The following is a 22,988-nucleotide window of genomic DNA, read 5'->3' as shown; positions in this document are numbered from 1 at the left end:
AAAAATTAATAAATTTTTAAAATATAATGAAAAAAAAGAGATTCATACATACGTATGAATCTAAAAAATATGAGTATATTCCAAAACATTTTTCCCGATTAATAAAATAGTAACTAATAAAAATAAAGTCCTTACATATCCAACACCTTTTTGAACTGCAAACTTCGATCCAAAATAAGCACCTAAAATCATTGATAATCCCATAATTATACCGTATTCAAAATGAATCACATCTAAAAATAAAAAAGTAATTAAAGATACGATATTACTAACGAAGTTCAAAAGTTTTCCAGATGCTGCCGCTTGAATAAAATCCAAACCAATTAATAAAAATGCAAAAATTAAAAAGGATCCTGTCCCCGGTCCAAAAAAACCATCATAAAACCCTATCATTAAAATAACTAAGAAAAATATTAATGTTTTTCCTTTTGTCATCTTTTTATAGGTAGATGCACTTCCCCAATCTTTTTTTGCAATAATAAAAATAGCAATAAAAACCAACATTACGAGTACTAGTGGACGCAAGATATCAGGCGGAATAAACTTTACTACTAAAGCACCTGCGACTGCTCCAATAATAGTTAACGGGATTAACTTTCCTACAATCCGAAAATCCACCTTGCCTGATCGAATAAAATAAATTGTACTCGTAAGCGTCCCCATCGTTGCAGCTAATTTATTCGTTGCGATTGCCGAAGCTGGTGATAAACCAACAAACATAAGTGCAGGAAGCGAAATTAGTCCTCCCCCTCCAACAACCGAATCAATAAAAGCAGCTAAAAACCCGAATGCAATTAATAAAATAATGACTTGAAAGCTTAGTTCTTCCATGATTTTGCCCCTTACCCCTTTATTTATAACATTTAAAATTATAACAAAATTTTTCAGAAAAAAAAGCTGTTCCTTTATGGACAGCTCTCATCTTTAATCTAAAATTTTCACAAATGGTTCATCTTGCTTCGCTTCACGTATAATAATTGCTTCTGGACGTTCTACAGATTTAATTGTTACTTGTACTTTCATATAATTCGGGAAGTATTCCATAACAAGTCCAGCTACATATTGTGTAAAACCAATTACTTCAGCTTTCCCATTGAATTGGACAGGAATATCGAGCTTCATTTCTTTTAATTCATCATCTCTATACATTCCAGTACCGATAACAGCTGTATAATCACCTTGGAAATACTCACTTAACTTCGCTTTAAAGTTTGACACCCTTGCAAGGTCTTCACGTTTATTATCCGCTTTTGCTTGTTCAGACGGGAACAAATAATATTTCTCATTGATTGCTTTCCAATCCTCAACCGTTTCACTACCTTTTTCTACCTTAGCATAAGAAACAAAATTCCCTGGCACAAGTGAAGACTTTGGACCTTGACGATAAATTGCAAATGTTATCGGAACATTTTTTGTGTTAGCGTTTTTTTGATGCATGACTTTCAAGATTTCTTGTGCCATTCTTTTCCCTTCAGCTAACATTTTTTCATCTGGGATTGCAGCTTCACGTGGATACCCATGCTCTTCCTCATAATATTGAATAGAATTCATCGCTAATCCAATTACAATGCCATCAGGTTCAACATCGTTCTCACCTTTTTGTACGTAGTAATCATGCTCTAAAATATTTGAGATATACATTGGATTTTTTTTATTTTTCACTTCTAGTGACTCCGAACCTTCACTTAAGGCTGGATTCAGTCCGATATTCGGAAATTTAACTGCATCTTTTTTCAACTTATCCTCTAGCTCTTTTTGTTCAGCATCTGTACGCTTTCTTTTTACAAGCATTTGTATAGTTTGAGCATCTAGAACCTTTCCGCCTTTAAAGAAATAATCTTTCGTACTAAATGATTCCTTGGCAATGCGCATTAGTCCTGTTTCAAATTCATCTATATCTAAACGACTATTTAAACCTTGTACAACTAAACCACGTGCCTTACCTGGATCAAACGGAACCGTTGTCTTATAATATTCATCCGAAATGGAGTATTTCGGGATAACCGCTTGTTCTTTCGCTTTCCCTGATTTCTCAACTGCTTTTTCATCTTTGTTGGAACCCATGCTACACCCACTTACAAGTAGGCTAAGACTTAATACCGCTAACGCTATTTTTTTCATCGTAAGTTTGCACCTCTTACTTATTCAGCTCTTGTAAGAACCTCTCTTCATTCCAAACTTCAACATTGTGCTTCTCTGCTTGCGCTAATTTCGAACCAGCAGCTTCACCAGCAACAACTAAATCCGTACTTTTACTAACACTTCCTGTTACTTTTCCACCTAATGCCTCAATCTTCTTCTTCGCTTCACTGCGGCCCATAACTTCTAATTTCCCTGTTAAGACGACAGTTTTTCCTGCAAAGTACGATTCAACATTTTGTAGATCAGTAACTTTTATACCTTTGTATGCCATGTTCACGCCATACTCTTTAAATTGTTGTAATAGCTCTAATACGTCTTCATTATCGAAATACGTTACAACGGATTGAGCCATTTTTTCACCAATCTCGTTAATTGTTTTTAGTTCTTCTTCCGTTGCTTTCACAAGCTCATCCATCGTTTCGAAATGCTCAGCAAATGTACGTGCGGCTTTCGCACCGACGTGGCGAATACCAAGACCGAATAATAATCGCTCTAATGAGTTTTCCTTAGAATTCTCAATTGCTTGTACTAAATTTGTTGCTGATTTTTCACCGAAACGTTCTAGTTGTAATAATTGCTCTTTCGTCAATGAATATAAATCAGCAAACGTACGAATATAATCCGCATCAAAGAGTTGTGTAATTACACGTTCTCCAAGTCCATCAATATTCATTGCATTTCTTGAAACGAAATGGATTAATCCTTCACGAATTTGAGCTGGACAAGTCGGATTTATACATCGAAGTGCTACTTCTTCTTCTAAACGAACAAGTTCACTCTCACATGCTGGACAATGCGTTGGCATATGATATTCTTCTTCCTCACCAGTACGCTTATCAAAAATAACGTTCACAACTTCAGGAATGATATCTCCAGCCTTTTTCACAACAACGTAGTCACCAATTCGAATATCCTTTTCACGAATTAAATCTTCGTTATGTAAAGAAGCACGACGAACAATAGTACCAGCCACTCTAACTGGCTCGAGCTCCGCAGTTGGTGTTACAACCCCTGTGCGGCCGACACTTAATTCAATCCCTGTTAATCTCGTCAAAACTTCTTCAGCTGGGAATTTATAAGCTATTGCCCATCTTGGACTCTTTGCTGTAGTTCCTAAGCTTTCTTGAATAGCAACATCGTCTACTTTTATAACGATTCCATCAATCTCATAATCAAGATGCGGACGTTTTTCTTGCCACTCTGCTACATACGCTATTACATCTTCAATTGTTTCACATGTACGACGATTTGGATTCGTCTTAAATCCAAGCTCACCTAAGAAATCCAGCGATTCACTGTGGGATGGAATTGTTTTTTCTTCTACATTAGCAAGACCATACACAAACATAGATAAGTTACGCTTCGCTGCAATTTTCGGATCAAGTTGGCGTATCGATCCTGCTGCCGCATTACGTGGATTCGCAAATACATCTTCACCATTTTGCTCTTTTTCCTCATTTAATTTAACGAATGAACGCTTCGGCATATAAGCCTCGCCTCGCGCTTCTAACGTTACTTCTTCATTTAATCGAAGTGGAATTGCTTTAATCGTTTTCAAGTTCTGGGTAATATCTTCACCCGTTACACCATCACCACGTGTTGCACCTTGAATAAAGCGTCCTTTTTCATAATGAAGTGAAACAGCAAGTCCGTCAATTTTTAATTCGCATATATATCTTACATTCGTATCATCAATTCCTTGACGTACTCTTCGGTCAAAATCACGCAAATCTCCTTCATTAAATGCGTTACCTAAACTTAACATCGGTGATTTATGCGTTACCTTTTCAAATATATCAAGTACAGCTCCCCCAACTCGAATAGAGGGGGAGTCTTCCGTTACAAATTCAGGGTTCTCTGCTTCTAATTTCATAAGCTCCTGCATATCACGGTCATATTCCGCATCAGAAACAGAAGGATTGTCTAATACGTGATATTGATAGTTAAATGTATTTAACAAATCACGCAGTTCTTCTATACGTTTTTTGGTTATCTCTTTTGACATATCCTCAGTCCTTTCCTATTGTTTCGTCACAGGTGCAAATTTTGCTAATAAACGTTTAACACCAATTGGGCTTGGGAACGCAATATCTAATTCCTTTGCATCACCTTCACCTTTCACACTTACAACTGTACCGACTCCCCATTTTTGGTGGGAAGCTTTATCGCCTACTGCCCATCCAATTTGCTCGCCACCTGTCGTCTTAACAGCCGGACGCACGAAAGCTGAGCGAGAACGTGTTGTCGTTGCGCTTGTCGTTCTTCCTTTTGCACCAAACGAAGTTTCACGCTTCGGTGCTGTTTCATTTAATGGTTCTACTAGTTCTGCCGGGATTTCTGTAATAAATCGGGATGCTGCATTCATACTTGTTCTACCAAATAAAGTACGCATTTGCGCATTGGATAAATATAATTCTTCCTCTGCACGAGTAATACCTACATAGGCAAGACGACGCTCTTCTTGCATTTCATCCTCTTCCATAAGAGAACGAGTATGCGGGAATATCCCTTCCTCTAAGCCAACAATAAAGACAACTGGGAACTCTAACCCTTTTGCTGAGTGCATAGTCATTAAAATAACTTCTTCACCAGCAGTTGGATCTTCATCTACACGATCAATATCAGCAACAAGAGCTAAGTCTGTTAAGAATGCAACAAGGCTCTTATCTTCGCTTTGAGATTCAAATGTTTGTGTAACAGATAAAAACTCGTCTAAGTTTTCTAAACGACCTTCTGCTTCTAAAGAACGCTCATTTTTCAGCATATCGCGATAGCCTGTCTTTTCAATAACTTCTTCTACTAATTCTGTAACAGATAAATACTCTTGCATATTTACCCAGTTGTGTAATAAACTTGCGAATTCTTTTACTGCTTTTGTTATTTTTGCACTTACACCAACATGCTCAATCTCATCAAATACAGCAGTTAATGAGATTCCGTTTTGCACACCATAATTAATAATTTTATCGATAGAAGTCGCACCAATCCCGCGCTTTGGCATGTTAATAATACGCGCGAAACTAATCTCATCATCTGGATTCCCAATTAAACGTAAGTACGCCAAAATGTCTTTAATCTCTTTACGATCATAGAACTTAGTACCGCCGACAATTTTGTAAGGGATATTAGATTTTAGGAAAATCTCCTCAATCATACGAGACTGGGCATTTGTACGATATAACACTGCAAAATCAGTATATTTTCGGTTCCCCATTTGAATATCGTCACGAATTTTTTTCGCAACAAAATACGCTTCGTCCTTTTCGGTTGCAGCACGATAATACGAGATTTTGCTTCCAATTTGATTGTCTGTCCATAATTTCTTTGGTTTACGGTTTGAATTTTTTTCAATTACGGCATTAGCTGCATTTAAAATATTTTGTGATGAACGATAGTTTTGTTCTAACAGAATAACTTGTGCATTCTCATAGTCTTTTTCGAATGACAAAATGTTAGAAATGTCAGCCCCGCGCCAGCGGTAAATAGACTGATCCGAATCACCAACAACACAAAGGTTTTTAAAACGTGATGCCAAATGTTTAACAAGAAGGTACTGGGCTTTGTTCGTATCTTGATACTCATCAACGTGAATATATTGGAACTTACGCTGATAGAACTCTAGTACTTCTGGAACACGTTCAAATAGCTGAATCGTCGTCATAATTAAATCATCAAAATCTAATGAGTTATTTTTCAAAAGACGTTTTTGATATTCTGTATATACATCGCTCGTTAATTTTTCATATGGATCAGCCATTGTAATTTTTTTTGCATATTTATCTGCAGATAACAGTTCATTTTTCGCATTACTAATACCCGCTAAAATAGAGCGCGGCTCAAACTTCTTCGGGTCAATATTGCGCTCCTTCATAATTTTCTTTACTACAGTTAACTGATCACCTGCATCTAAAATCGTGAAGTTACGATTAATCCCAATGCGGTCAATATCACGTCGTAAAATACGTACACACATAGAGTGGAACGTAGAAATCCAAATATCTTCTGCCTCTGGTCCAACAAGTTTATCAATACGCTCACGCATTTCACGAGCAGCTTTATTTGTAAATGTAATTGCTAGTACATTCCATGGCGCCACACCTTTTTCACCAAGTAAATACGCAATACGGTGTGTTAACACACGTGTTTTCCCACTACCTGCGCCTGCCATTAATAGAAGTGGTCCATTTGTTGTTTGTACTGCTTTTTGTTGCTGCGGATTTAAACCATTTAATAACCTATCTGTCGTACTCATATGCGCCTGCACCTACTCTCCTTTTACTGCTTTAACTGTTTTTAACGCAGCTTTTATATCATCATAAATAACATTTCCAACAACTACTGTATCAGCATACTGTGCCATTTCTTTCGCTTGTTCTGCATTAGAAATACCACCGCCATAATATAGCTTAGCTTGCTTCAATTCTGCTTTTACATTTTTAACAAGTTCAATATCTCCATACGTCCCGCTATATTCTAAATAGAATATAGGCAAATGTAATAACTTGTCTGCTAAACGTGCATATGCAATAACATCATCTTCTGTTAAATCACATTTTGCATCTGTAAGCTGGGCTACTTTCGCTTCTGGATTTAAAACACAATACCCTTCCATGAAAATCTCGTCCCAGTCCATAATATCCCCAAATTCTTTCAATGCCTCATGATGAACACCTGTTACCCATTCTACTTTTCGGCTATTTAAAACACTTGGGATGTAATAAAAATCAAATCCCGGTGTAATTGCTTCCAAATCAGAAACCTCTAACACACAAGGAACTGCATATCTACGAATGCTAACTAGCATGTGTAATACGTTATCAATTGTAACTCCATCACTTCCGCCGACAATAACAGCATCCGTTCCAGATTCACAAATCATTTCTAAATGTTCGTCACTTAACTCCTTATTTGGATCAAGCTTAAATACATGTTTCCATTTGGAAATATCGTACATGAAAACACCCTTTCTTTTCTCTAGTTATATCTATATTTCTGTTCAAAATAACAGTTAATTTTTATCAGGAGTTTTTAAATTCCTTGCTATATCTTTACCGGACTGGCGCATGCAACGATGAAATGCGACAGCTATCTTTACCAGTTTTTTTGAACTTCCTTACTATATTTGTTCAAAAAGGAGGATATAGAGAGCCGAGCAGGTCGAGGCGCATTCGCCAGGAGGAACGGAATGTAGTTTTTCCTACATGAGTACCGGACTGGCGCATGCAACGATGAAATGCGACAGCTATCTTTACCGGACTTTTTGAACTTCCTTTTACGCATTCTTTCATTATAACAAAAAAAGCTACCTACACACACGCCTAATCCAACATCTTTTTCAACGTCAAATGTTGGATTACATATCAAAAAGCTTATACGGAATACTAACAAATGAAATAGTATTTCTATTTCGAAGTTCATCAAAAAGGAGTGTTTTTCTAATGAAGCAAAACATCGGCACAATTAGTGCTCTAATTCGAATTACACTCGGACTTATCCTCTTCGGTTGTAGTACAGCTAAACTCGTACGTAAACCTTGGTGCACTTGGTCTAAAGTTTTGCTATGGATTGGTGCCATGAAAATTGCGGAGGGAATCGTTCGTTTCTGCCCTATTGTTGAATCCTGTAAGTTTGGAAAATATATGAATATGAGCGCATTTAAAATGCCTAGCATGAACTTTACTGAAAAAGGCCATAATAAAGAGGAAGTTAAGCAAGCTTCCAGTCATGACAAACCAAAGTCAAATGGAAGTTATGACACTTCTGACAAAGAGATTGAGTCAGCGATTGAAGAATTAATCCTGGCAAAACCGCTTTGAATCATTTGTCACGATGCAAGATGCTCTCAAAGAGACTTAGCTGCTGCAGTGGGCGGCTAAGTCTTCTTTATTTTATCACAAAACAGAACATATATTCTTATCTTTTTGGAGTTTCATCCCTAAAACGTACATAAATCAATTAATAAAATTCAGAAAATTAGGTATAAAAACCTTGCATGTAATGATATAAAAGTGATATCATTTTTATATCAGGAGGCGATCATATGAAAGAAAAACAAGTATTTTATGTAAATGGTTTTCTCGGTATTATCGGGATTTTAATTTTAGCCGCTATCGGTGCATTTTGCCTTGTACAAGAAATTTTCATAGTAGCAGCATTAACTATTATTTTAGCCGCGGTTCTCGCGACAGGTATTGGTATCGTTCAACCCAACCAAGCAAAAGTAATTACGTTTTTCGGTAGTTATTTAGGAACAATTCGTCAAAATGGTTTATTTTTAACAATTCCATTCGCGTTTCGTCAAACTGTATCTTTACGTGTAGAAAACTTTAACAGTAAAAAATTAAAAGTAAACGATGTTGAGGGAAATCCAATTGAAATTGCAGCCGTTATCGTATATAAAGTTGTTGATTCTGCAAAAGCAATGTTTGGTGTTGAGCATTACGATCGATTCGTAGAAATTCAAAGTGAAACAGCAATTCGCCACGTTGCTACAAAATATCCTTATGATAATTTCCAAGATGAAACTTGTATCACGTTACGAGGAAATACTGAAGAAATCTCTGAAGAATTAAAGCGTGAGTTAGAAGCACGCCTTGAAATCGCTGGCGTAGAAGTATTAGAAACTCGTTTAACACATTTAGCTTACGCAACAGAAATTGCCCATGCAATGCTCCAACGTCAACAAGCAAAAGCAGTATTAGCTGCTAGAAAAGAGATTGTTGAAGGTGCTGTGAAGATGGCGAAAGATTCAATCCATATGTTAGATGAAGAAGGCGTACTGGAACTCGATGACGAGCGTAAAGCAAATATGGTGAACAATTTATTAGTTGCCATCGTTTCAGATAAAGGTGCGCAACCAGTTATTAATACAGGAAGCCTATACTAAAGGTTGTAAGTGATTATGGCCAAAAAGAAAAGCTTTCCATTACGTATTGATCCTGAATTACACGCAGTCATCGAAAAATGGGCGAATGATGAGTTTCGTAGCGTCAATGCACACATCGAGTATTTACTTCGAGAAATGGCAAAGCAAAAAGGGAAATTAAAAAAAGATAAAGATGCATAAAAATCCCGCTGAGAAATCAGCGGGATTTTTTATACATTAGCTTCTCGTCATCTCATGACCAATTGCACGATATCCTATATCACTTCGGTAAAATAAACCATCGCTCTCAATTTTACCGATTTCTTTATAGACCTTATCTTTCGCTTCTTGTAAACTATTCGCCTTACAAGCAACAAATAATACACGGCCACCGTTTGTTACAAAGTCACCATGTTTCATCGCTGTACCCGCATGGAAAACAATCACATCTTGCAGTGCATCTAATCCGTTAATAATTTCACCTTTTTTATATGCTTCTGGATATCCTTTCGAAGCAAGTACGACACCAATAACTGCTTCCTTTGACCATTGTAACGTTAATTCACTTTCATCTAATACAGCGTTACATACATCAACTAAATCATTTTCTAAGCGTGGTAATACAACTTCCGTTTCAGGATCACCAAAGCGTGCATTGAACTCAATTACCTTTGGACCATCATTCGTTAAAATAAGCCCCGCATATAAAATTCCTGTAAACGAACGATTTTCTTGGATCATCGCTTTAGCAGTTGGATGTAATACTGTTTGAATCGCTTCTTGAACCGCTGACTCCGGAATTTGCGGTACTGGAGAATATGCGCCCATTCCGCCTGTATTAGGACCTTTATCGCCGTCAAAAGCTCGTTTATGATCTTGAGCAATTACCATCGGATGTACAGTTGTTCCATTTACAAATGCCATTAATGAAAATTCTTGTCCATCTAAAAACTCTTCAATAACGACCTTCTTGCTTGCTGCGCCGAATTTCACATCTTGTAGCATTTCTTTCACAGCTTGCAATGCCTCTTCAAGCGTCATTGCTACCGTTACACCTTTACCAGCAGCTAACCCATCTGCCTTAATTACGATCGGCGCACCAACTTTTTGAATGTACTTTACTGCCTCTTCATAGTCTGTAAAAGTTTCATATGCCGCAGTTGGAATATCATACTTTTTCATCAATTCTTTTGTAAAAGCTTTACTACCTTCAATAACAGCAGCCGCTTTATTAGGCCCAAATACACGAAGTCCCTCTTCCTTAAAACGATCAACGATTCCATTCATAAGTGGAATTTCTGGTCCAACGAAAGTTAAGCCTACATTATTCTCTTTTGCAAATAAGACTAGTGCATCAAAATCATTCTCATCAATATCAACTGGTGTTGCAACATCTCGCATACCTTCATTACCTGGCGCTACATATACTTTTTCTACCTTTTCAGATTGTGCAAACTTCCAAGCTAAAGCATGCTCACGTCCACCGCGGCCGATTACTAAAACATTCATATTTCATCCCCCAATAATTAAATAAGTACAAACTAGAAGCTATGCTCCTAGTTTGTTATTTCTAAAATTACTCTATTAATGTTTAAAATGACGTACGCCAGTGAACACCATCGTAATCCCATACGCGTCTGCCATTTTAATAGAATCTTCATCACGAATCGATCCGCCTGGTTGAATGATCGCTGTAATTCCAGCTTTTGCTGCTTCTTCTACTGTATCTGGCATTGGGAAGAAAGCATCAGATGCAAGTGCGCTACCTTGTGCTTTTTCGCCAGCTTGTGTAATTGCGATTTTTGCAGAACCTACACGGTTCATCTGTCCCGCGCCTACACCAACTGTCATGTTATCATTCGCTAAAACAATTGCATTTGATTTCACATGTTTTACAACTTTCCAAGCTAGCTTTAAATCTTTCCATTCTTGTTCTGATGGTTCACGTTTCGTTGGAATTGAAATTGCACTTTCATCTAATGATAACGTATCTTCCTCTTGAACAAGAAGACCACCTTGTACAGAAGTTAGCTTTTTGCTTGCAGTCGTTGCCTTTTCAATATTTACAGTTAGTATGCGCAAGTTTTTCTTACTTTGCAACACGTCTAAAGCTTCTTGTGAAAACGAAGGTGCAATAATAATTTCTAAGAAAATTTCATGTAACTTTTCAGCTGTAGCTTTATCAATTTCACGATTTGCTGCAATAATACCGCCGAAGATTGATACTGGATCCGCTTCATAAGCACGTGTGTATGCTTCATGAATATCCGTGCCTACCCCAACGCCACATGGATTCATATGTTTTACCGCTACTACTGCCGGTTCTGTAAATTCTTTCACGATGCTAAGCGCTGCATCCGCATCATTGATATTGTTGTAAGATAATTCTTTACCGTGCAATTGTTCTGCATATGCAACAGAAGAAGTTGCTGCGAATGGCGCTTTATAGAACGTTGCTTTTTGATGTGGATTTTCGCCATAGCGTAAATCTTGTTTTTTCTCAAATGTCACCGTTAATGTTTCTGGGCTTTCTTCGCCCATTTGCTCTGTTAAGTAGTTAGAAATTAACGCATCATATGCCGCTGTATGACGGAATACTTTCGCTGCTAATTTACGTTTCGTGTCCTCTGTTACTTCACCATTCTCTTTCAGTTCTGCTAATACAACATCATAATCTACTGGATCTACAATTACCGATACAAATTTATGATTTTTCGCAGCAGAGCGAATCATTGTTGGGCCACCGATATCAATATTTTCAATTGCATCAGCAAATGTTACATCAGGCTTAGCGATTGTTTCTTTAAATGGGTATAAGTTAACAACAACAAAGTCAATTGGTTGAATACCTAATTCATTCATTTGCGCTACATGCGTTTCATTATCACGAACTGCTAATAGACCACCATGAATATTTGGATGTAATGTTTTTACACGGCCATCCATAATTTCTGGAAAACCAGTTACTTCAGAAATACCAATTACTTGTAAGCCGTTTTCTTCTAATAATTTTTTCGTTCCACCTGTTGAAATAACTTCAATCCCTTGTTCAAGTAAACCTTTAACAAATTCTACTACTCCTGTTTTATCTGAAACACTTACTAATGCACGCTTTTTCATTTATCCTTCACCCCTGGTTGTATGTTAGTTAACAGTTGGTTTTTTCACAGACTGAACAATTTGATTCACTGTATTTACATATAATTTATGTTCAACTTGTTGAATTTTCTTTTGTAAGCTTTCTCTCGTATCCCCTTCAGAAACAACTACTGCTTCTTGTGCAATAATTGGACCTGTATCCATACCTGCATCTACATAATGAATCGTTACTCCAGTTACTTTTACACCCGCTTCTAACGCTTGACCAACAGCATCTTTCCCTGGAAAACTCGGTAGTAGTGATGGATGAATATTAATAATTTTCCCGCCGTACGCTTCTAGTAAAGTCGTTCCAATTAAACGCATATATCCAGCTAAAATAACATAATCAATTTCATACTCTTCTAGCTTTTTTAATATCTCTTTTTCAAATGCTTCTTTTGACTCATATGCTTTCGCTGAAAAGGAAAAACACGGAATATGGTGATAATGTGCCCGTCCAATAGCGCGTGCCTCTGGTTTATCACATACTAATAAACTAATATCTGCATCCAATCTTTTTTCTTCTACCGCATTAATAAGAGATTGAAAGTTAGAGCCGCTCCCAGAAGCAAAAACTGCTAATCTACTCATACTTCTGTTCCCTCAATAAAGGTAACACCAGATCCTTGTACAGTGCGTCCAATAATACGTGCTTTCTCTCCTTGCTCCTCAAGAAGACGAACAATATCTTTTGCCTCTTCTTCCTTTACTGCTACTACCATACCAATACCCATGTTAAAAATATTGAACATTTCTTTCTCTTCTAGTTTTCCAACTTCTTGAAGTAAACTAAAAATCGGTTGAACTTGCCAAGACCCTAATTCAATTTCCGCACCGATTCCTTCTGGCAACATACGTGGAATATTTTCAATGAATCCACCACCTGTAATATGTGCCATACCGTATACTTCATGTTTCTTCAATAGTTCTAAAATAGGTTTGACATAAATTTTCGTTGGTTTTAATAATTCTTCACCAAGAGGTAGTTCTAAGCGTCCGTAAATACGATCTAAAGATAGTTCTCCATCTTCTAGTAGTACTTTTCTTACTAAAGAATAACCGTTACTATGAATACCGCTAGATGCTAAGCCAATTAATACGTGACCAGCTTCAATTTTTTCACCTGTTACAATTTTCTTTTTATCAACAATTCCAACTGTAAAACCAGCTAAATCGTATTCTTCCGTAGAATACATTCCTGGCATTTCAGCTGTTTCTCCACCAATTAATGCACAACCAGCTTGGCGACAGCCCTCTGATATACCTTTGACGATGTTTTCAATTTTACTAGGTTCAGCTTTACCACAAGCAATATAATCAAGGAAGAAAAGCGGCTCTGCTCCTTGGACAACAATATCATTTACACACATTGCTACTGCATCAATACCAATTGTGTCATGTTTATCTGCCATAAAAGCGAGCATCAATTTCGTTCCCACGCCATCTGTTCCAGATACTAATACAGGTTCTTCTAATGCAAATTTTGATAGATCAAACATACCTCCAAAACCGCCTAAACCGCCTAGCACTTCTTTTCTCATTGTTGTTTGTACGTGTTTTTTCATGCGAGATACCGCTTCATATCCAGCTTCAATATCTACTCCTGCTTGCTTATATGCATTCGCCATCGTTTTTTACACCTCGTCTTTTAATTTCTCCCCATCCAGGGCGGCCGTTTTAAGAAAGAAGCTAGCTTCTACATCAAAAGAAGTAGAAGCTTTTTTCTTCTTATTTCATACTTTCTAAAAGCTCTTGCTCATAATCATAAAGAGCTGTTGGATAGTCTCCATTGAAGTAAGCCATACATAGACCACCGTATTTCCCTTCATATGGGCGTCCAATTGCATCTACTAATCCATCTTCACTTAAAAATGTTAAAGAATCTGCTCCGATGATTTGACGGATTTCTTCTATTGAATTATTTGCCGCGATTAATTCTTTTCTCGTTTGAATATCAATGCCATAGAAGCATGGATACTTAAGAGGTGGTGAAGCAATTCTTACATGGACTTCTGTCGCTCCAGCCTCGCGAAGCATACGAACAATTCGTTTACTTGTCGTTCCTCTTACGATAGAGTCGTCAATCATAACAACTCGTTTCCCTTCAACTACACCTCTTACTGCGGAAAGCTTCATCTTTACCCCTTGCTCGCGCAGTTCTTGAGAAGGTTGAATAAATGTACGTCCAACGTAACGATTTTTAATTAATCCTAACTCATACGGAATGCCTGTTGCCTCCGCATAACCAATTGCTGCTGAAATACTAGAGTCTGGTACACCAGTAACAACATCCGCTTCAATAGGAGCTTCTGCCGCTAAGCGTTTCCCCATGTTTTTACGTGCTGCATGAACGTTAATACCTGCAATATTAGAATCCGGACGTGCAAAGTAAATATACTCCATACTACAAATTGCATGATCTACTTCATTTGTAAAACGATCTACGTGAATTCCTTCATCATTGATGATAAGTAATTCACCAGGTTCTACATCACGAATGAATGTTGCACCTACTACATCGAAAGCACATGTTTCTGATGCTACAACGTAAGCATCCCCCATCTTTCCAATTGAAAGAGGACGGAACCCGTTCGGATCTAGCGCAACAATCATTTCATTTCCAGTTAGTAAAAGATATGCGAACGCACCTTTCACTTTATTTAGAGCTTCTTTTACACTTTCAATTAAAGAATCTTTCGTACTACGTTTAATGAGATGTAAAAGTACTTCTGTATCTGAACTAGTTTGAAAAATACTTCCTTCTGCCTCTAATTCACGGCGAAGCATTTTTGCGTTAATTAAATTTCCGTTATGAGCTAGCGCCATACTGTGATCAGAAAAACGGAATAATAATGGCTGAACGTTAGCAACTTCACTTCCACCAGCTGTTGCATATCGTACGTGTCCAATTGCTGATTTTCCGTTTAATCCCTCTAGCTCACCTCTTGAAAACACTTCTGATATTAAACCTAACCCCTTGTGACCGATGATTTTTTCCCCATTATTTACAACAATGCCTGCGCCTTCTTGCCCACGGTGCTGCAAACTGTGCAATCCGTAGTACGAAACTTGTGCTGCATTTTCATGCCCCCAAATTCCGAAAACGCCACATTCTTCATTTAACCCCTTTATTTCAGCAAGCATGGGATTGCCCCTTTCCAAGCCTTTCTCATTTCATCTACATTTGCTGTAAGTAATACTTCATTTTCTTCATTATGAATTTTTACTTCATTTGTATTTGTAACTTCCCCAACTTGAATTGCTTCAACCGCTTTCTCAAATGCTTCTTTATTTTCACGTTTTACAGTTATAACAAAGCGAGATTGTGATTCTGCAAATAATACTGCTGTTGCTTCCCCATCTAATTTCACAGTAGCACCTAAACCGTTAGCACCAATTGCACTTTCAGTAATTGCAACTGCTAAACCACCTTCTGCAACATCATGTGCAGATTGAACAAGTCCAGCTTGAATTGCTGCTAGTAATTGTTTTTGGCGTTTTAATTCTACATCTAGATCGATGCTTGGTGATTGACCGAAAATTTTTCCGTAGATCATTTTCTGTAATTCACTTCCGCCAAACTCAGCTTTCGTCTCCCCAATTACATAAACTAAATCGCCAGCTTGTTTAAATTCTTGTGTTGTTACGTGTTTTAAATCGTGTACCAGTCCAACCATCCCAACAGTTGGTGTTGGATATACAGCTTCACCACTACGCTCGTTATACATTGATACATTCCCGCCGATAACTGGCGTTTGTAACTTGCGGCAAGCTTCACTCATACCGTCTACTGATTTCTCAATTTGCCAGAAGATTTCTGGTTTTTCTGGGTTACCGAAGTTTAAGCAATCTGTAATTGCAAGTGGCTCCCCGCCAGAACATACGATATTACGTGCCGCCTCTGCTACTGCAATTTTACCGCCCATTTCTGGATCTAGATAAATGTAGCGAGAGTTACAATCTGTCGTCATTGCTAATCCTTTTTCTGTACCGCGTACACGTACAACCGCTGCATCTGAACCTGGTGTAACAACTGTGCTTGTGCGCACTTGATAATCATATTGATCATATACCCATTCTTTACTTGCAATCGTTGGTTGTTGTAATAGAGATAATAACGTTTCTTTATAATCCTCTACTTGCGGTGTTTCCATTTTCATCTGCTGGAACTCAGCAAAGTATGCTGCTTCTTTTGATGGCTTATAATAAATTGGTGCTTCTTCTGCAAGAGCATCTGCTGGTACTTCAGCTACCATTACATCTTTATGGAATAAACGAAGCATTTTGTCTTCCGTTACTTTCCCCATCGTAACTGCTGCAAGACCATACTTCTCAAATAAATCTACTATTTCTTGCTCTCTACCTTTTTTTATAACAATTAACATACGCTCTTGTGATTCAGATAGCATCATTTCATATGGTGTCATTCCCGTTTCACGCTGTGGTACATCATCTAAGTACATTTCAATACCCATACCTGCTTTACTTGCCATTTCTGCAGAAGATGAAGTTAAACCAGCAGCTCCCATATCTTGAATTCCAACAAGTGCATCCGACTGAATAAGTTCTAAGCAAGCTTCAATAAGAAGTTTCTCCATAAATGGATCTCCTACTTGAACTGCCGGACGTTTCGCTTCTGAGCTTTCAGATAGCTCTTCAGATGCGAATGTTGCACCGTGAATACCATCACGACCAGTTGATGCTCCTACGTACATTACTGTATTACCAGCACCATGCGCTTGCCCTTTTTTAATATCTTCATGGTTAATTAAACCTACGCACATTGCATTTACAAGTGGATTTCCTTCATAACATGGATCAAATTGTACTTCGCCGCCAACAGTAGGAATACCGATGCAGTTACCGTATCCTGCGATTCCTGCTACTACTTCTTCGAATAAATATTTCACACGTGGTGATTGTAATTCACCGAAGCGAAGTGAGTTTAATAGAGCTACTGGACGTGCTCCCATAGAGAATACGTCACGGATAATACCACCAACGCCTGTTGCTGCTCCTTGATATGGTTCAATAGCAGAAGGATGGTTATGGCTTTCCATTTTAAATACAACCGCTTGATTATCACCGATATCTACAATTCCAGCGCCTTCCCCAGGCCCTTGCAGGACACGCTCACCTGTCGTTGGGAACTTGCGAAGAACTGGTTTTGAATTTTTATAACTACAATGTTCAGACCACATTACAGAGAATAATCCTGTTTCTGTATAATTCGGCAAACGGCCTAGAATCTTTTCAACCATGGCAAACTCTTCGTCTGTTAGCCCCATTTCCGCATATATACGCTCTTCTTTAATTTGTGTTGGATTTGGTTCAAGCATTAACGACATATGTTTCCCTCCACTGTTTTAAGATAGATTGAAAGACTTTTAACCCTTCAGCACCACCAAGCAATTCATCTACAGCACGCTCTGGGTGTGGCATCATACCAAGTACATTTCCCTTTTCATTTACAATACCAGCAATATCTGAAACGCTACCGTTCGGATTTTCTACATAACGGAATGCGATTTGATTATTCTCTTCTAATTGTTTAAGAGTCGCTTCATCACAATAGTAATTCCCTTCACCATGTGCAATTGGAATATTGATTACTTCATCTTTTTCATATTGTGATGTAAACATCGTTTCGTTATTTTCAACACGTAACTGAACAGTGCGACACATAAATTTTAAGTTTTCATTTCTCATTAGTGCTCCTGGTAGTAATCCTGATTCAACAAGAATCTGGAATCCATTACACACCCCTAAAATTGGTTTTCCTTGCTCAGCAGCTTTTTGCACTGCTTTCATTGCATTAGCAAAGCGAGAAATAGCCCCGCATCGTAAGTAGTCACCGTAAGAGAATCCACCTGGTAGTAGAATCGCATCGTACTCATCTAAATTCTCTCTATCGTGCCAAACGTAATCTACTTCTTCACCAAGCTCATCTTTAATTGCATGGAACATATCGACATCACAGTTCGAACCTGGGAATACTATGACTGCAAATTTCACTGTGCGACAACCTCCTCAACTTCATAACGGAAGTCTTCCATTACAACGTTTGTTAATAGTTTTTCACACATTTCTTTTACCTTTGCGTCAAGGTCAGATACTGATTTATCAATTGTTAATTCCATATATTTTCCGATTCGAACGTCTTGTACTTCTGTGAACGAAAGACTATGAAGTGCCCCTTTTACTGCTGTTCCTTGTGGATCTAATACGCTTTCTCTTAACGTTACATATACCTTAACTTTATACATGTGAAATTCCCCCTAAACGTTTTAAAATCTCTTCATAAGCTTCTGTTAAATTTCCAAGATCGCGACGGAATACGTCTTTATCAAACTTTTCATTGCTCGTTTCATCCCATAAACGGCAAGTATCTGGTGAAATCTCATCCGCTAATATGATTTCTCCTTCTTCCGTTACACCAAACTCTAATTTAAAATCTATTAATCTTACACGACAGCTTGCGAAATGCTCAATCAATACTTGATTGATTTGTAGAGCCATATCTCTTAATACGCTTACTTGCTCTGGTGACGCAACGTTTAATACACGAATATGATCTTCCGTTACAAGCGGATCTCCTAAATCATCATCTTTGAAGTAAAATTCTACGATTGGTTCTGCAAGTACAGTTCCCTCTTCCATTCCTAATCGTTTTGAAAGGCTTCCTGCAATTACATTTCTTGTGACAACTTCTAAAGGAATAATACTCACTTTTTTTACAAGTTGCTCTGTTTCAGATAACTTCTCAACAAAATGTGTTTTTATTCCTACTTCTTGTAACATTCTGAACAATAAAGTTGTAATCTCATTGTTCAAACGACCTTTTCCTGTAATCGTCTCTTTTTTCTCCCCATTGAAAGCAGTCGCACTATCTTTGTACTCTACCCAAACCATATCTGCTGATTCTGTACGATAAATTCTTTTTGCCTTACCTTCATACAGCAATTCTAGCTTTTGCATTTCGCAAGCCCCCTGTAGTTTGAAAAATGTGAATAATATTTTTATAAAGAATGGCACAGAATGACTCTATTCTGTGCCATATGAAATTTTACGCTTCGTTTAATCCAAGGCGTTCAAAGATTGTATCAACGTGTTGCATATGATGTTCATAATTGAAACATTCGTTAATTTCTTCTTGCGTTAACTTACTTGTAATACGCTCGTCAGCTTCTACAAGCTCTTTAAATTGCACTTGTGTTTCCCAAGCTTCCATTGCTTTAGGCTGTACGATATCATAAGCTTCTTCACGTACCAGACCTTTGTCAATTAGTGTAAGCATTACGCGTTGAGAGTAAATTAAGCCGTATGTTCTTGTCATATTGCGTTTCATATTCTCTGGGAATACAGTTAAGTTTTTAACGATATTACCAAAGCGATTTAACATGTAATTTAACGCGATTGTAGCATCTGGTAAAATTACGCGTTCTGCAGAAGAATGAGAGATATCACGCTCATGCCATAACGGAACATTCTCGTAAGCTGTCATCATATAACCGCGGATAACACGAGCTAAACCAGTCATATTTTCAGATCCAATTGGATTACGTTTATGCGGCATTGCAGAAGAACCTTTTTGACCTTTTGCGAAAGCCTCTTCAACTTCACGTGTTTCACTCTTTTGTAAACCACGAATCTCAACTGCCATCTTTTCAACAGATGTTGCGATTAGTGCAAGTGTTGACATGTAATGTGCATGACGATCACGTTGCAATGTTTGTGTTGAAATTGGTGCTGCTTCTAATCCTAAGTTTTCACAAACATACTTTTCTACGAATGGATCAATATTTGCATATGTACCAACCGCACCAGATAATTTACCAACGCGAACTGTATCAGCAGCTTGTTTGAAACGCTCTACGTTACGTTTCATTTCTTCATACCAAAGACCAAGTTTTAAACCAAATGTTGTTGGCTCTGCATGTACACCATGTGTTCTTCCCATCATAATCGTGTATTTATGCTCTTTCGCTTTATTAGCTAAAATGCTAACAAAGTTTTCTAAGTCTTTTAACAAGATTTCATTTGCTTGTTTTAAGATATAAGATAAAGCTGTATCTACTACGTCTGTAGATGTTAAACCGTAATGAACCCATTTACGTTCCTCGCCTAATGTTGGTGTTTCTGATACAGCACGAGTGAAAGCAACTACGTCATGACGTGTTTCTTTTTCAATTTCATAAATACGATCAATATCAAATGATGCATGTTCACGAATTTTTTTCACATCTTCTTTTGGAATATCGCCAAGCTCAGCCCATGCTTCACAAGCTAAAATCTCAACTTCTAACCACGCTTTAAATTTGTTCTCTTCCGTCCAAATCGCACCCATTTCAGGGCGTGTATAACGATTAATCATCTTTTTCCCTCCAACAGTTGTTCTTGATGGTCCCAAATATGCAAACTCTTCGCTTTTTCTAGAGCGACTTCAATATTATCATTTAAAATATTAACATGCCCCATTTTTCGCTGCGCTTTTGCTTCTTCTTTTCCATACAAGTGTAAATAGCACCCGGTTAATCTATTCACTTGTCCTAGGACCCCTTCTATATGTTCGCCTAAAATGTTAATCATGACAACTGGTTTTAACAAATTTGTTTCTCCAAGAGGTAAATTACAGATTGCTCGAATATGTTGACCAAATTGACTCGTTTCACATGCATCAAGCGTATAATGCCCTGAGTTGTGAGGTCTTGGTGCTAATTCATTAATGTAAATCTCACCGTCAGCTGTAGCAAACATCTCTACCGCTAGTGTTCCCACAAGTTTTAATTCATCCGCAAGTACTCTTGCATAAATAATTGCTTTTTGAGAAAGTTCTTCTGTAATGCGAGCTGGAACGATAGATTCATGTAAAATGTTATTCACATGAATATTTTCCGCTACGGGAAAGACTTTCGTTTCACCACTTACACTACGAGTTACAATAACCGATATTTCTTTTTCAAAAGGTACCCATTTTTCAAGAATGCATTCTGCTTTATTAGTAAGCTCTTTTGCTCTCACAACATCAGCTTCACTCTTTAAAACCACTTGCCCTTTACCATCGTATCCACCTGTCGTTGTTTTTAAGACAGAAGGGAAAGATAACTCTTTAATTGCTTCTGTAAGTTGATCTTGATTTTGAACCAATCTATACGATGCTACCGGTAACCCCGCTTTTTCAATTGCATTCTTTTCAGTAAAACGATTTTGCGTTTTATTTAATAATTGACTACCTTGTGGTAAATACGCATGTTTCTCAAGCCATTGTAAACATCTATAATCAATATTCTCAAATTCATATGTGACAACGTCGCTTATCTCTGCTAAATGCTGAATTGCTTTTAGATCGTCATAAGATGCAACAATCTCAATATCAGCAACTTGTGCACATGGTGAATGCTTTGTAGGATCTAAAACAGCAATTTTATAACCCATCTCCTTAGCTGCCAGTGCCAGCATTCTTCCAAGCTGGCCGCCTCCAATAATGCCGATTGTTTTTCCAGGTAAGATGATTCTCGTCATACTAGCTCACTACCTTCGCGCACAGTTTTCTCAATAGCTTCTCGTCTCAACTCTAATGCATCATGTATGTCATCATGATATGATCCAAGTATTTGTGCAGCAAGTAAACCAGCATTTGTTGAACCAGCTTTACCAATTGCAACAGTTGCAACTGGAACCCCTCCTGGCATTTGGACAATGGATAATAACGAATCTAGGCCGTTTAACGCTTTTGATTGAACTGGGACACCGATTACAGGAAGATTTGTCTTCGCTGCAACCATTCCTGGTAAATGTGCTGCTCCACCAGCTCCAGCAATAATAACTTTTAATCCACGTTCACGAGCTGTTTCTGCATATTCAAACATATAATCTGGAGTCCGATGAGCGGATACAACTTTTTTCTCATACGGTATATTTAATTCATCTAAAATGTCACAAGCATATTTCATTGTTTCCCAGTCTGACGTGCTTCCCATTATGACTCCAACTAGTGATTTCATATTAGAATCCCCCCGATTCAAATAAAAAAAGCCTGAAATAGAACAGTTTCTCTTTTACTATGAGAGAAAGCGCTCTACTCAGGCATACGTATCCCTTGTGAATAGAAAAATACCGAGTGACTTTCCCTCATAGTCTAACGAATAACGGTCGTTAGGTAGAGACTTGCAGGCCATATCCCCGCGATTATATGAGGTCTTATATATTATTGTTTCTATGGCTATATTAACAATATTTCATAAACAATGTCAATAAATAATCGAATGTTTTTTTATTAGTTATCGATAACGTTCGTGTTTTAGTTATATTCAAAAGGAGAATTGCAACTATATACAAGAAGGAAAGGGAATTAGAATATATATTTCTAGAGATCTATTTTACGTATAACTGTTTATATGGTACTTCAGTATGTTTTAATTAAAATATATACACTCTTGTGTTCTATACATCAATAGAACTTATATTATAACGATTTAATTTCTAAGGAGGAATAACCGTGAAAAAAATAACTGTGTTATTATCCTATTTATTTTTCTCCATCGCAGTAATTGCTGTAATTATTGAATACTTATTTATATCATCCCATTTTTTCTACTCTCATTATTTAAAATATACACTTATGATAGAAATAATCTTTCCTATCTTAGGGATTATTTTAGGAGCATTCGGAAAATCAGGAGTACAAAAAATCATTGTCATTATTTTAAACAGCCTCTATTTCATTATTTTTTCGTTTTTAGGCTTATTGAATTTATGGATTTTAACCTTCGGTAAATAAAAATAAACACAAAAAAACCTAAGTCGAAACGACTTAGGTTTTTGCTTGGCGACGTCCTAC

21 protein-coding genes and 1 riboswitch are annotated in these 22,988 nt (G+C 37.4%); of the genes, 4 read left to right on the top strand and 17 right to left on the bottom strand.

From position 1 onward, the window contains the following. Positions 1–60: 60 nt before the first annotated feature. The 5 genes from V7038_RS05085 to V7038_RS05065 all read right to left on the bottom strand — a co-directional run bounded on the left by V7038_RS05085 (position 61) and on the right by V7038_RS05065 (position 7,096). Positions 61–831, bottom strand: coding sequence for a TSUP family transporter (locus V7038_RS05085; RefSeq protein WP_002113490.1), 771 nt, complete (start codon positions 829–831; stop codon positions 61–63). Between the two features lie 93 nt (positions 832–924). Next, on the bottom strand, positions 925–2,121 hold the full coding sequence (locus V7038_RS05080) for a CamS family sex pheromone protein (RefSeq protein WP_002113489.1): 1,197 nt from the start codon (positions 2,119–2,121) through the stop codon (positions 925–927). A gap of 16 nt (positions 2,122–2,137) precedes the next feature. Beyond that, positions 2,138–4,147 (bottom strand): NAD-dependent DNA ligase LigA, encoded by a 2,010-nt coding sequence (ligA, locus tag V7038_RS05075; protein ID WP_002113487.1) that lies wholly within the window; start codon positions 4,145–4,147, stop codon positions 2,138–2,140. A 15-nt stretch (positions 4,148–4,162) separates the two neighbouring features. Beyond that, a complete protein-coding gene (gene pcrA, locus V7038_RS05070; RefSeq protein ID WP_002113486.1) occupies positions 4,163–6,394 on the bottom strand; it encodes a DNA helicase PcrA in 2,232 nt (743 codons plus the stop codon). 12 nt (positions 6,395–6,406) lie between these two features. Then, positions 6,407–7,096 (bottom strand): heptaprenylglyceryl phosphate synthase, encoded by a 690-nt coding sequence (locus V7038_RS05065; RefSeq protein ID WP_002113485.1) that lies wholly within the window; start codon positions 7,094–7,096, stop codon positions 6,407–6,409. A gap of 484 nt (positions 7,097–7,580) precedes the next feature. Here V7038_RS05065 and V7038_RS05060 point away from each other — a divergent pair, with 484 nt between their 5' ends. From V7038_RS05060 to V7038_RS05050, 3 genes are all read left to right on the top strand, one after another. Then, positions 7,581–7,958, top strand: a complete 378-nt coding sequence (locus V7038_RS05060) for a YgaP family membrane protein (protein WP_002113484.1) — start codon at positions 7,581–7,583, stop codon at positions 7,956–7,958. Positions 7,959–8,182: 224 nt separating this feature from the next. Beyond that, a complete protein-coding gene (locus V7038_RS05055; RefSeq protein WP_002113483.1) occupies positions 8,183–9,028 on the top strand; it encodes an SPFH domain-containing protein in 846 nt (281 codons plus the stop codon). A gap of 15 nt (positions 9,029–9,043) precedes the next feature. Continuing rightward, the gene (locus tag V7038_RS05050; RefSeq protein ID WP_001085171.1) at positions 9,044–9,208 is read left to right on the top strand and encodes a toxin-antitoxin system HicB family antitoxin; all 165 of its coding nucleotides are present in this window, start codon (positions 9,044–9,046) and stop codon (positions 9,206–9,208) included. Positions 9,209–9,244: 36 nt separating this feature from the next. On the opposite strand, the gene purD is transcribed toward V7038_RS05050, so the two are convergent. The 12 genes from purD to purE all read right to left on the bottom strand — a co-directional run bounded on the left by purD (position 9,245) and on the right by purE (position 22,152). Then, positions 9,245–10,516: a phosphoribosylamine--glycine ligase gene (purD, locus tag V7038_RS05045; protein ID WP_002113482.1), complete on the bottom strand. Its 1,272-nt coding sequence runs from the start codon at positions 10,514–10,516 to the stop codon at positions 9,245–9,247. 75 nt (positions 10,517–10,591) lie between these two features. Beyond that, positions 10,592–12,127, bottom strand: coding sequence for a bifunctional phosphoribosylaminoimidazolecarboxamide formyltransferase/IMP cyclohydrolase (purH, locus tag V7038_RS05040; RefSeq protein WP_002113481.1), 1,536 nt, complete (start codon positions 12,125–12,127; stop codon positions 10,592–10,594). A gap of 24 nt (positions 12,128–12,151) precedes the next feature. Next, the gene (purN, locus tag V7038_RS05035; protein ID WP_002113480.1) at positions 12,152–12,739 is read right to left on the bottom strand and encodes a phosphoribosylglycinamide formyltransferase; all 588 of its coding nucleotides are present in this window, start codon (positions 12,737–12,739) and stop codon (positions 12,152–12,154) included. Further along, positions 12,736–13,776 (bottom strand): phosphoribosylformylglycinamidine cyclo-ligase, encoded by a 1,041-nt coding sequence (purM, locus tag V7038_RS05030; protein ID WP_002113478.1) that lies wholly within the window; start codon positions 13,774–13,776, stop codon positions 12,736–12,738. Before purM ends, purN begins: the two co-directional genes overlap by 4 nt. A gap of 100 nt (positions 13,777–13,876) precedes the next feature. Then, a complete protein-coding gene (gene purF / locus V7038_RS05025) occupies positions 13,877–15,292 on the bottom strand; it encodes an amidophosphoribosyltransferase (protein ID WP_002113477.1) in 1,416 nt (471 codons plus the stop codon). Further along, positions 15,277–17,496, bottom strand: coding sequence for a phosphoribosylformylglycinamidine synthase II (purL, locus tag V7038_RS05020; RefSeq protein ID WP_002113473.1), 2,220 nt, complete (start codon positions 17,494–17,496; stop codon positions 15,277–15,279). The genes purF and purL overlap by 16 nt, the downstream gene beginning before the upstream one ends. Then, on the bottom strand, positions 17,480–18,163 hold the full coding sequence (purQ, locus tag V7038_RS05015) for a phosphoribosylformylglycinamidine synthase subunit PurQ (RefSeq protein ID WP_000666771.1): 684 nt from the start codon (positions 18,161–18,163) through the stop codon (positions 17,480–17,482). The genes purL and purQ overlap by 17 nt, the downstream gene beginning before the upstream one ends. Continuing rightward, on the bottom strand, positions 18,160–18,414 hold the full coding sequence (gene purS / locus V7038_RS05010; protein ID WP_000278821.1) for a phosphoribosylformylglycinamidine synthase subunit PurS: 255 nt from the start codon (positions 18,412–18,414) through the stop codon (positions 18,160–18,162). Before purS ends, purQ begins: the two co-directional genes overlap by 4 nt. Next, positions 18,407–19,126 (bottom strand): phosphoribosylaminoimidazolesuccinocarboxamide synthase, encoded by a 720-nt coding sequence (gene purC / locus V7038_RS05005; protein ID WP_002113472.1) that lies wholly within the window; start codon positions 19,124–19,126, stop codon positions 18,407–18,409. The genes purS and purC overlap by 8 nt, the downstream gene beginning before the upstream one ends. Before the next feature lie 88 nt (positions 19,127–19,214). Beyond that, on the bottom strand, positions 19,215–20,522 hold the full coding sequence (gene purB / locus V7038_RS05000) for an adenylosuccinate lyase (RefSeq protein WP_002091361.1): 1,308 nt from the start codon (positions 20,520–20,522) through the stop codon (positions 19,215–19,217). Continuing rightward, positions 20,519–21,670, bottom strand: coding sequence for a 5-(carboxyamino)imidazole ribonucleotide synthase (gene purK / locus V7038_RS04995; protein ID WP_335469371.1), 1,152 nt, complete (start codon positions 21,668–21,670; stop codon positions 20,519–20,521). The genes purB and purK overlap by 4 nt, the downstream gene beginning before the upstream one ends. Beyond that, positions 21,667–22,152, bottom strand: a complete 486-nt coding sequence (purE, locus tag V7038_RS04990) for a 5-(carboxyamino)imidazole ribonucleotide mutase (protein WP_002113467.1) — start codon at positions 22,150–22,152, stop codon at positions 21,667–21,669. Before purE ends, purK begins: the two co-directional genes overlap by 4 nt. A gap of 110 nt (positions 22,153–22,262) precedes the next feature. After that, a riboswitch (purine riboswitch) is annotated at positions 22,263–22,364 on the bottom strand. Between the two features lie 282 nt (positions 22,365–22,646). Here purE and V7038_RS04985 point away from each other — a divergent pair. Then, positions 22,647–22,928 (top strand): hypothetical protein, encoded by a 282-nt coding sequence (locus V7038_RS04985; protein ID WP_002113466.1) that lies wholly within the window; start codon positions 22,647–22,649, stop codon positions 22,926–22,928. The last annotated feature ends 60 nt before the right edge of the window (positions 22,929–22,988 follow it).

The sequence above is a fragment of the Bacillus sp. JJ783 genome, assembly GCF_036963225.1.
Taxonomy (GTDB): domain Bacteria; phylum Bacillota; class Bacilli; order Bacillales; family Bacillaceae_G; genus Bacillus_A; species Bacillus_A cereus_U.
This window is presented reverse-complemented; position numbering and strand designations above follow the sequence as displayed.

Bases quoted from the DNA above. Each gene is read 5' to 3' on its own strand.
- V7038_RS05085 (WP_002113490.1), bottom strand. From the start codon at position 831: ATGGAAGAACTAAGCTTTCAAGTCATTATTTTATTAATTGCATTCGGG.
- V7038_RS05080 (WP_002113489.1), bottom strand. From the start codon at position 2,121: ATGAAAAAAATAGCGTTAGCGGTATTAAGTCTTAGCCTACTTGTAAGT.
- ligA (WP_002113487.1), bottom strand. From the start codon at position 4,147: ATGTCAAAAGAGATAACCAAAAAACGTATAGAAGAACTGCGTGATTTG.
- pcrA (WP_002113486.1), bottom strand. From the start codon at position 6,394: ATGAGTACGACAGATAGGTTATTAAATGGTTTAAATCCGCAGCAACAA.
- V7038_RS05065 (WP_002113485.1), bottom strand. From the start codon at position 7,096: ATGTACGATATTTCCAAATGGAAACATGTATTTAAGCTTGATCCAAAT.
- V7038_RS05060 (WP_002113484.1), top strand. From the start codon at position 7,581: ATGAAGCAAAACATCGGCACAATTAGTGCTCTAATTCGAATTACACTC.
- V7038_RS05055 (WP_002113483.1), top strand. From the start codon at position 8,183: ATGAAAGAAAAACAAGTATTTTATGTAAATGGTTTTCTCGGTATTATC.
- V7038_RS05050 (WP_001085171.1), top strand. From the start codon at position 9,044: ATGGCCAAAAAGAAAAGCTTTCCATTACGTATTGATCCTGAATTACAC.
- purD (WP_002113482.1), bottom strand. From the start codon at position 10,516: ATGAATGTTTTAGTAATCGGCCGCGGTGGACGTGAGCATGCTTTAGCT.
- purH (WP_002113481.1), bottom strand. From the start codon at position 12,127: ATGAAAAAGCGTGCATTAGTAAGTGTTTCAGATAAAACAGGAGTAGTA.
- purN (WP_002113480.1), bottom strand. From the start codon at position 12,739: ATGAGTAGATTAGCAGTTTTTGCTTCTGGGAGCGGCTCTAACTTTCAA.
- purM (WP_002113478.1), bottom strand. From the start codon at position 13,776: ATGGCGAATGCATATAAGCAAGCAGGAGTAGATATTGAAGCTGGATAT.
- purF (WP_002113477.1), bottom strand. From the start codon at position 15,292: ATGCTTGCTGAAATAAAGGGGTTAAATGAAGAATGTGGCGTTTTCGGA.
- purL (WP_002113473.1), bottom strand. From the start codon at position 17,496: ATGTCGTTAATGCTTGAACCAAATCCAACACAAATTAAAGAAGAGCGT.
- purS (WP_000278821.1), bottom strand. From the start codon at position 18,414: ATGTATAAAGTTAAGGTATATGTAACGTTAAGAGAAAGCGTATTAGAT.
- purC (WP_002113472.1), bottom strand. From the start codon at position 19,126: ATGCAAAAGCTAGAATTGCTGTATGAAGGTAAGGCAAAAAGAATTTAT.
- purB (WP_002091361.1), bottom strand. From the start codon at position 20,522: ATGATTAATCGTTATACACGCCCTGAAATGGGTGCGATTTGGACGGAA.
- purK (WP_335469371.1), bottom strand. From the start codon at position 21,670: ATGACGAGAATCATCTTACCTGGAAAAACAATCGGCATTATTGGAGGC.
- purE (WP_002113467.1), bottom strand. From the start codon at position 22,152: ATGAAATCACTAGTTGGAGTCATAATGGGAAGCACGTCAGACTGGGAA.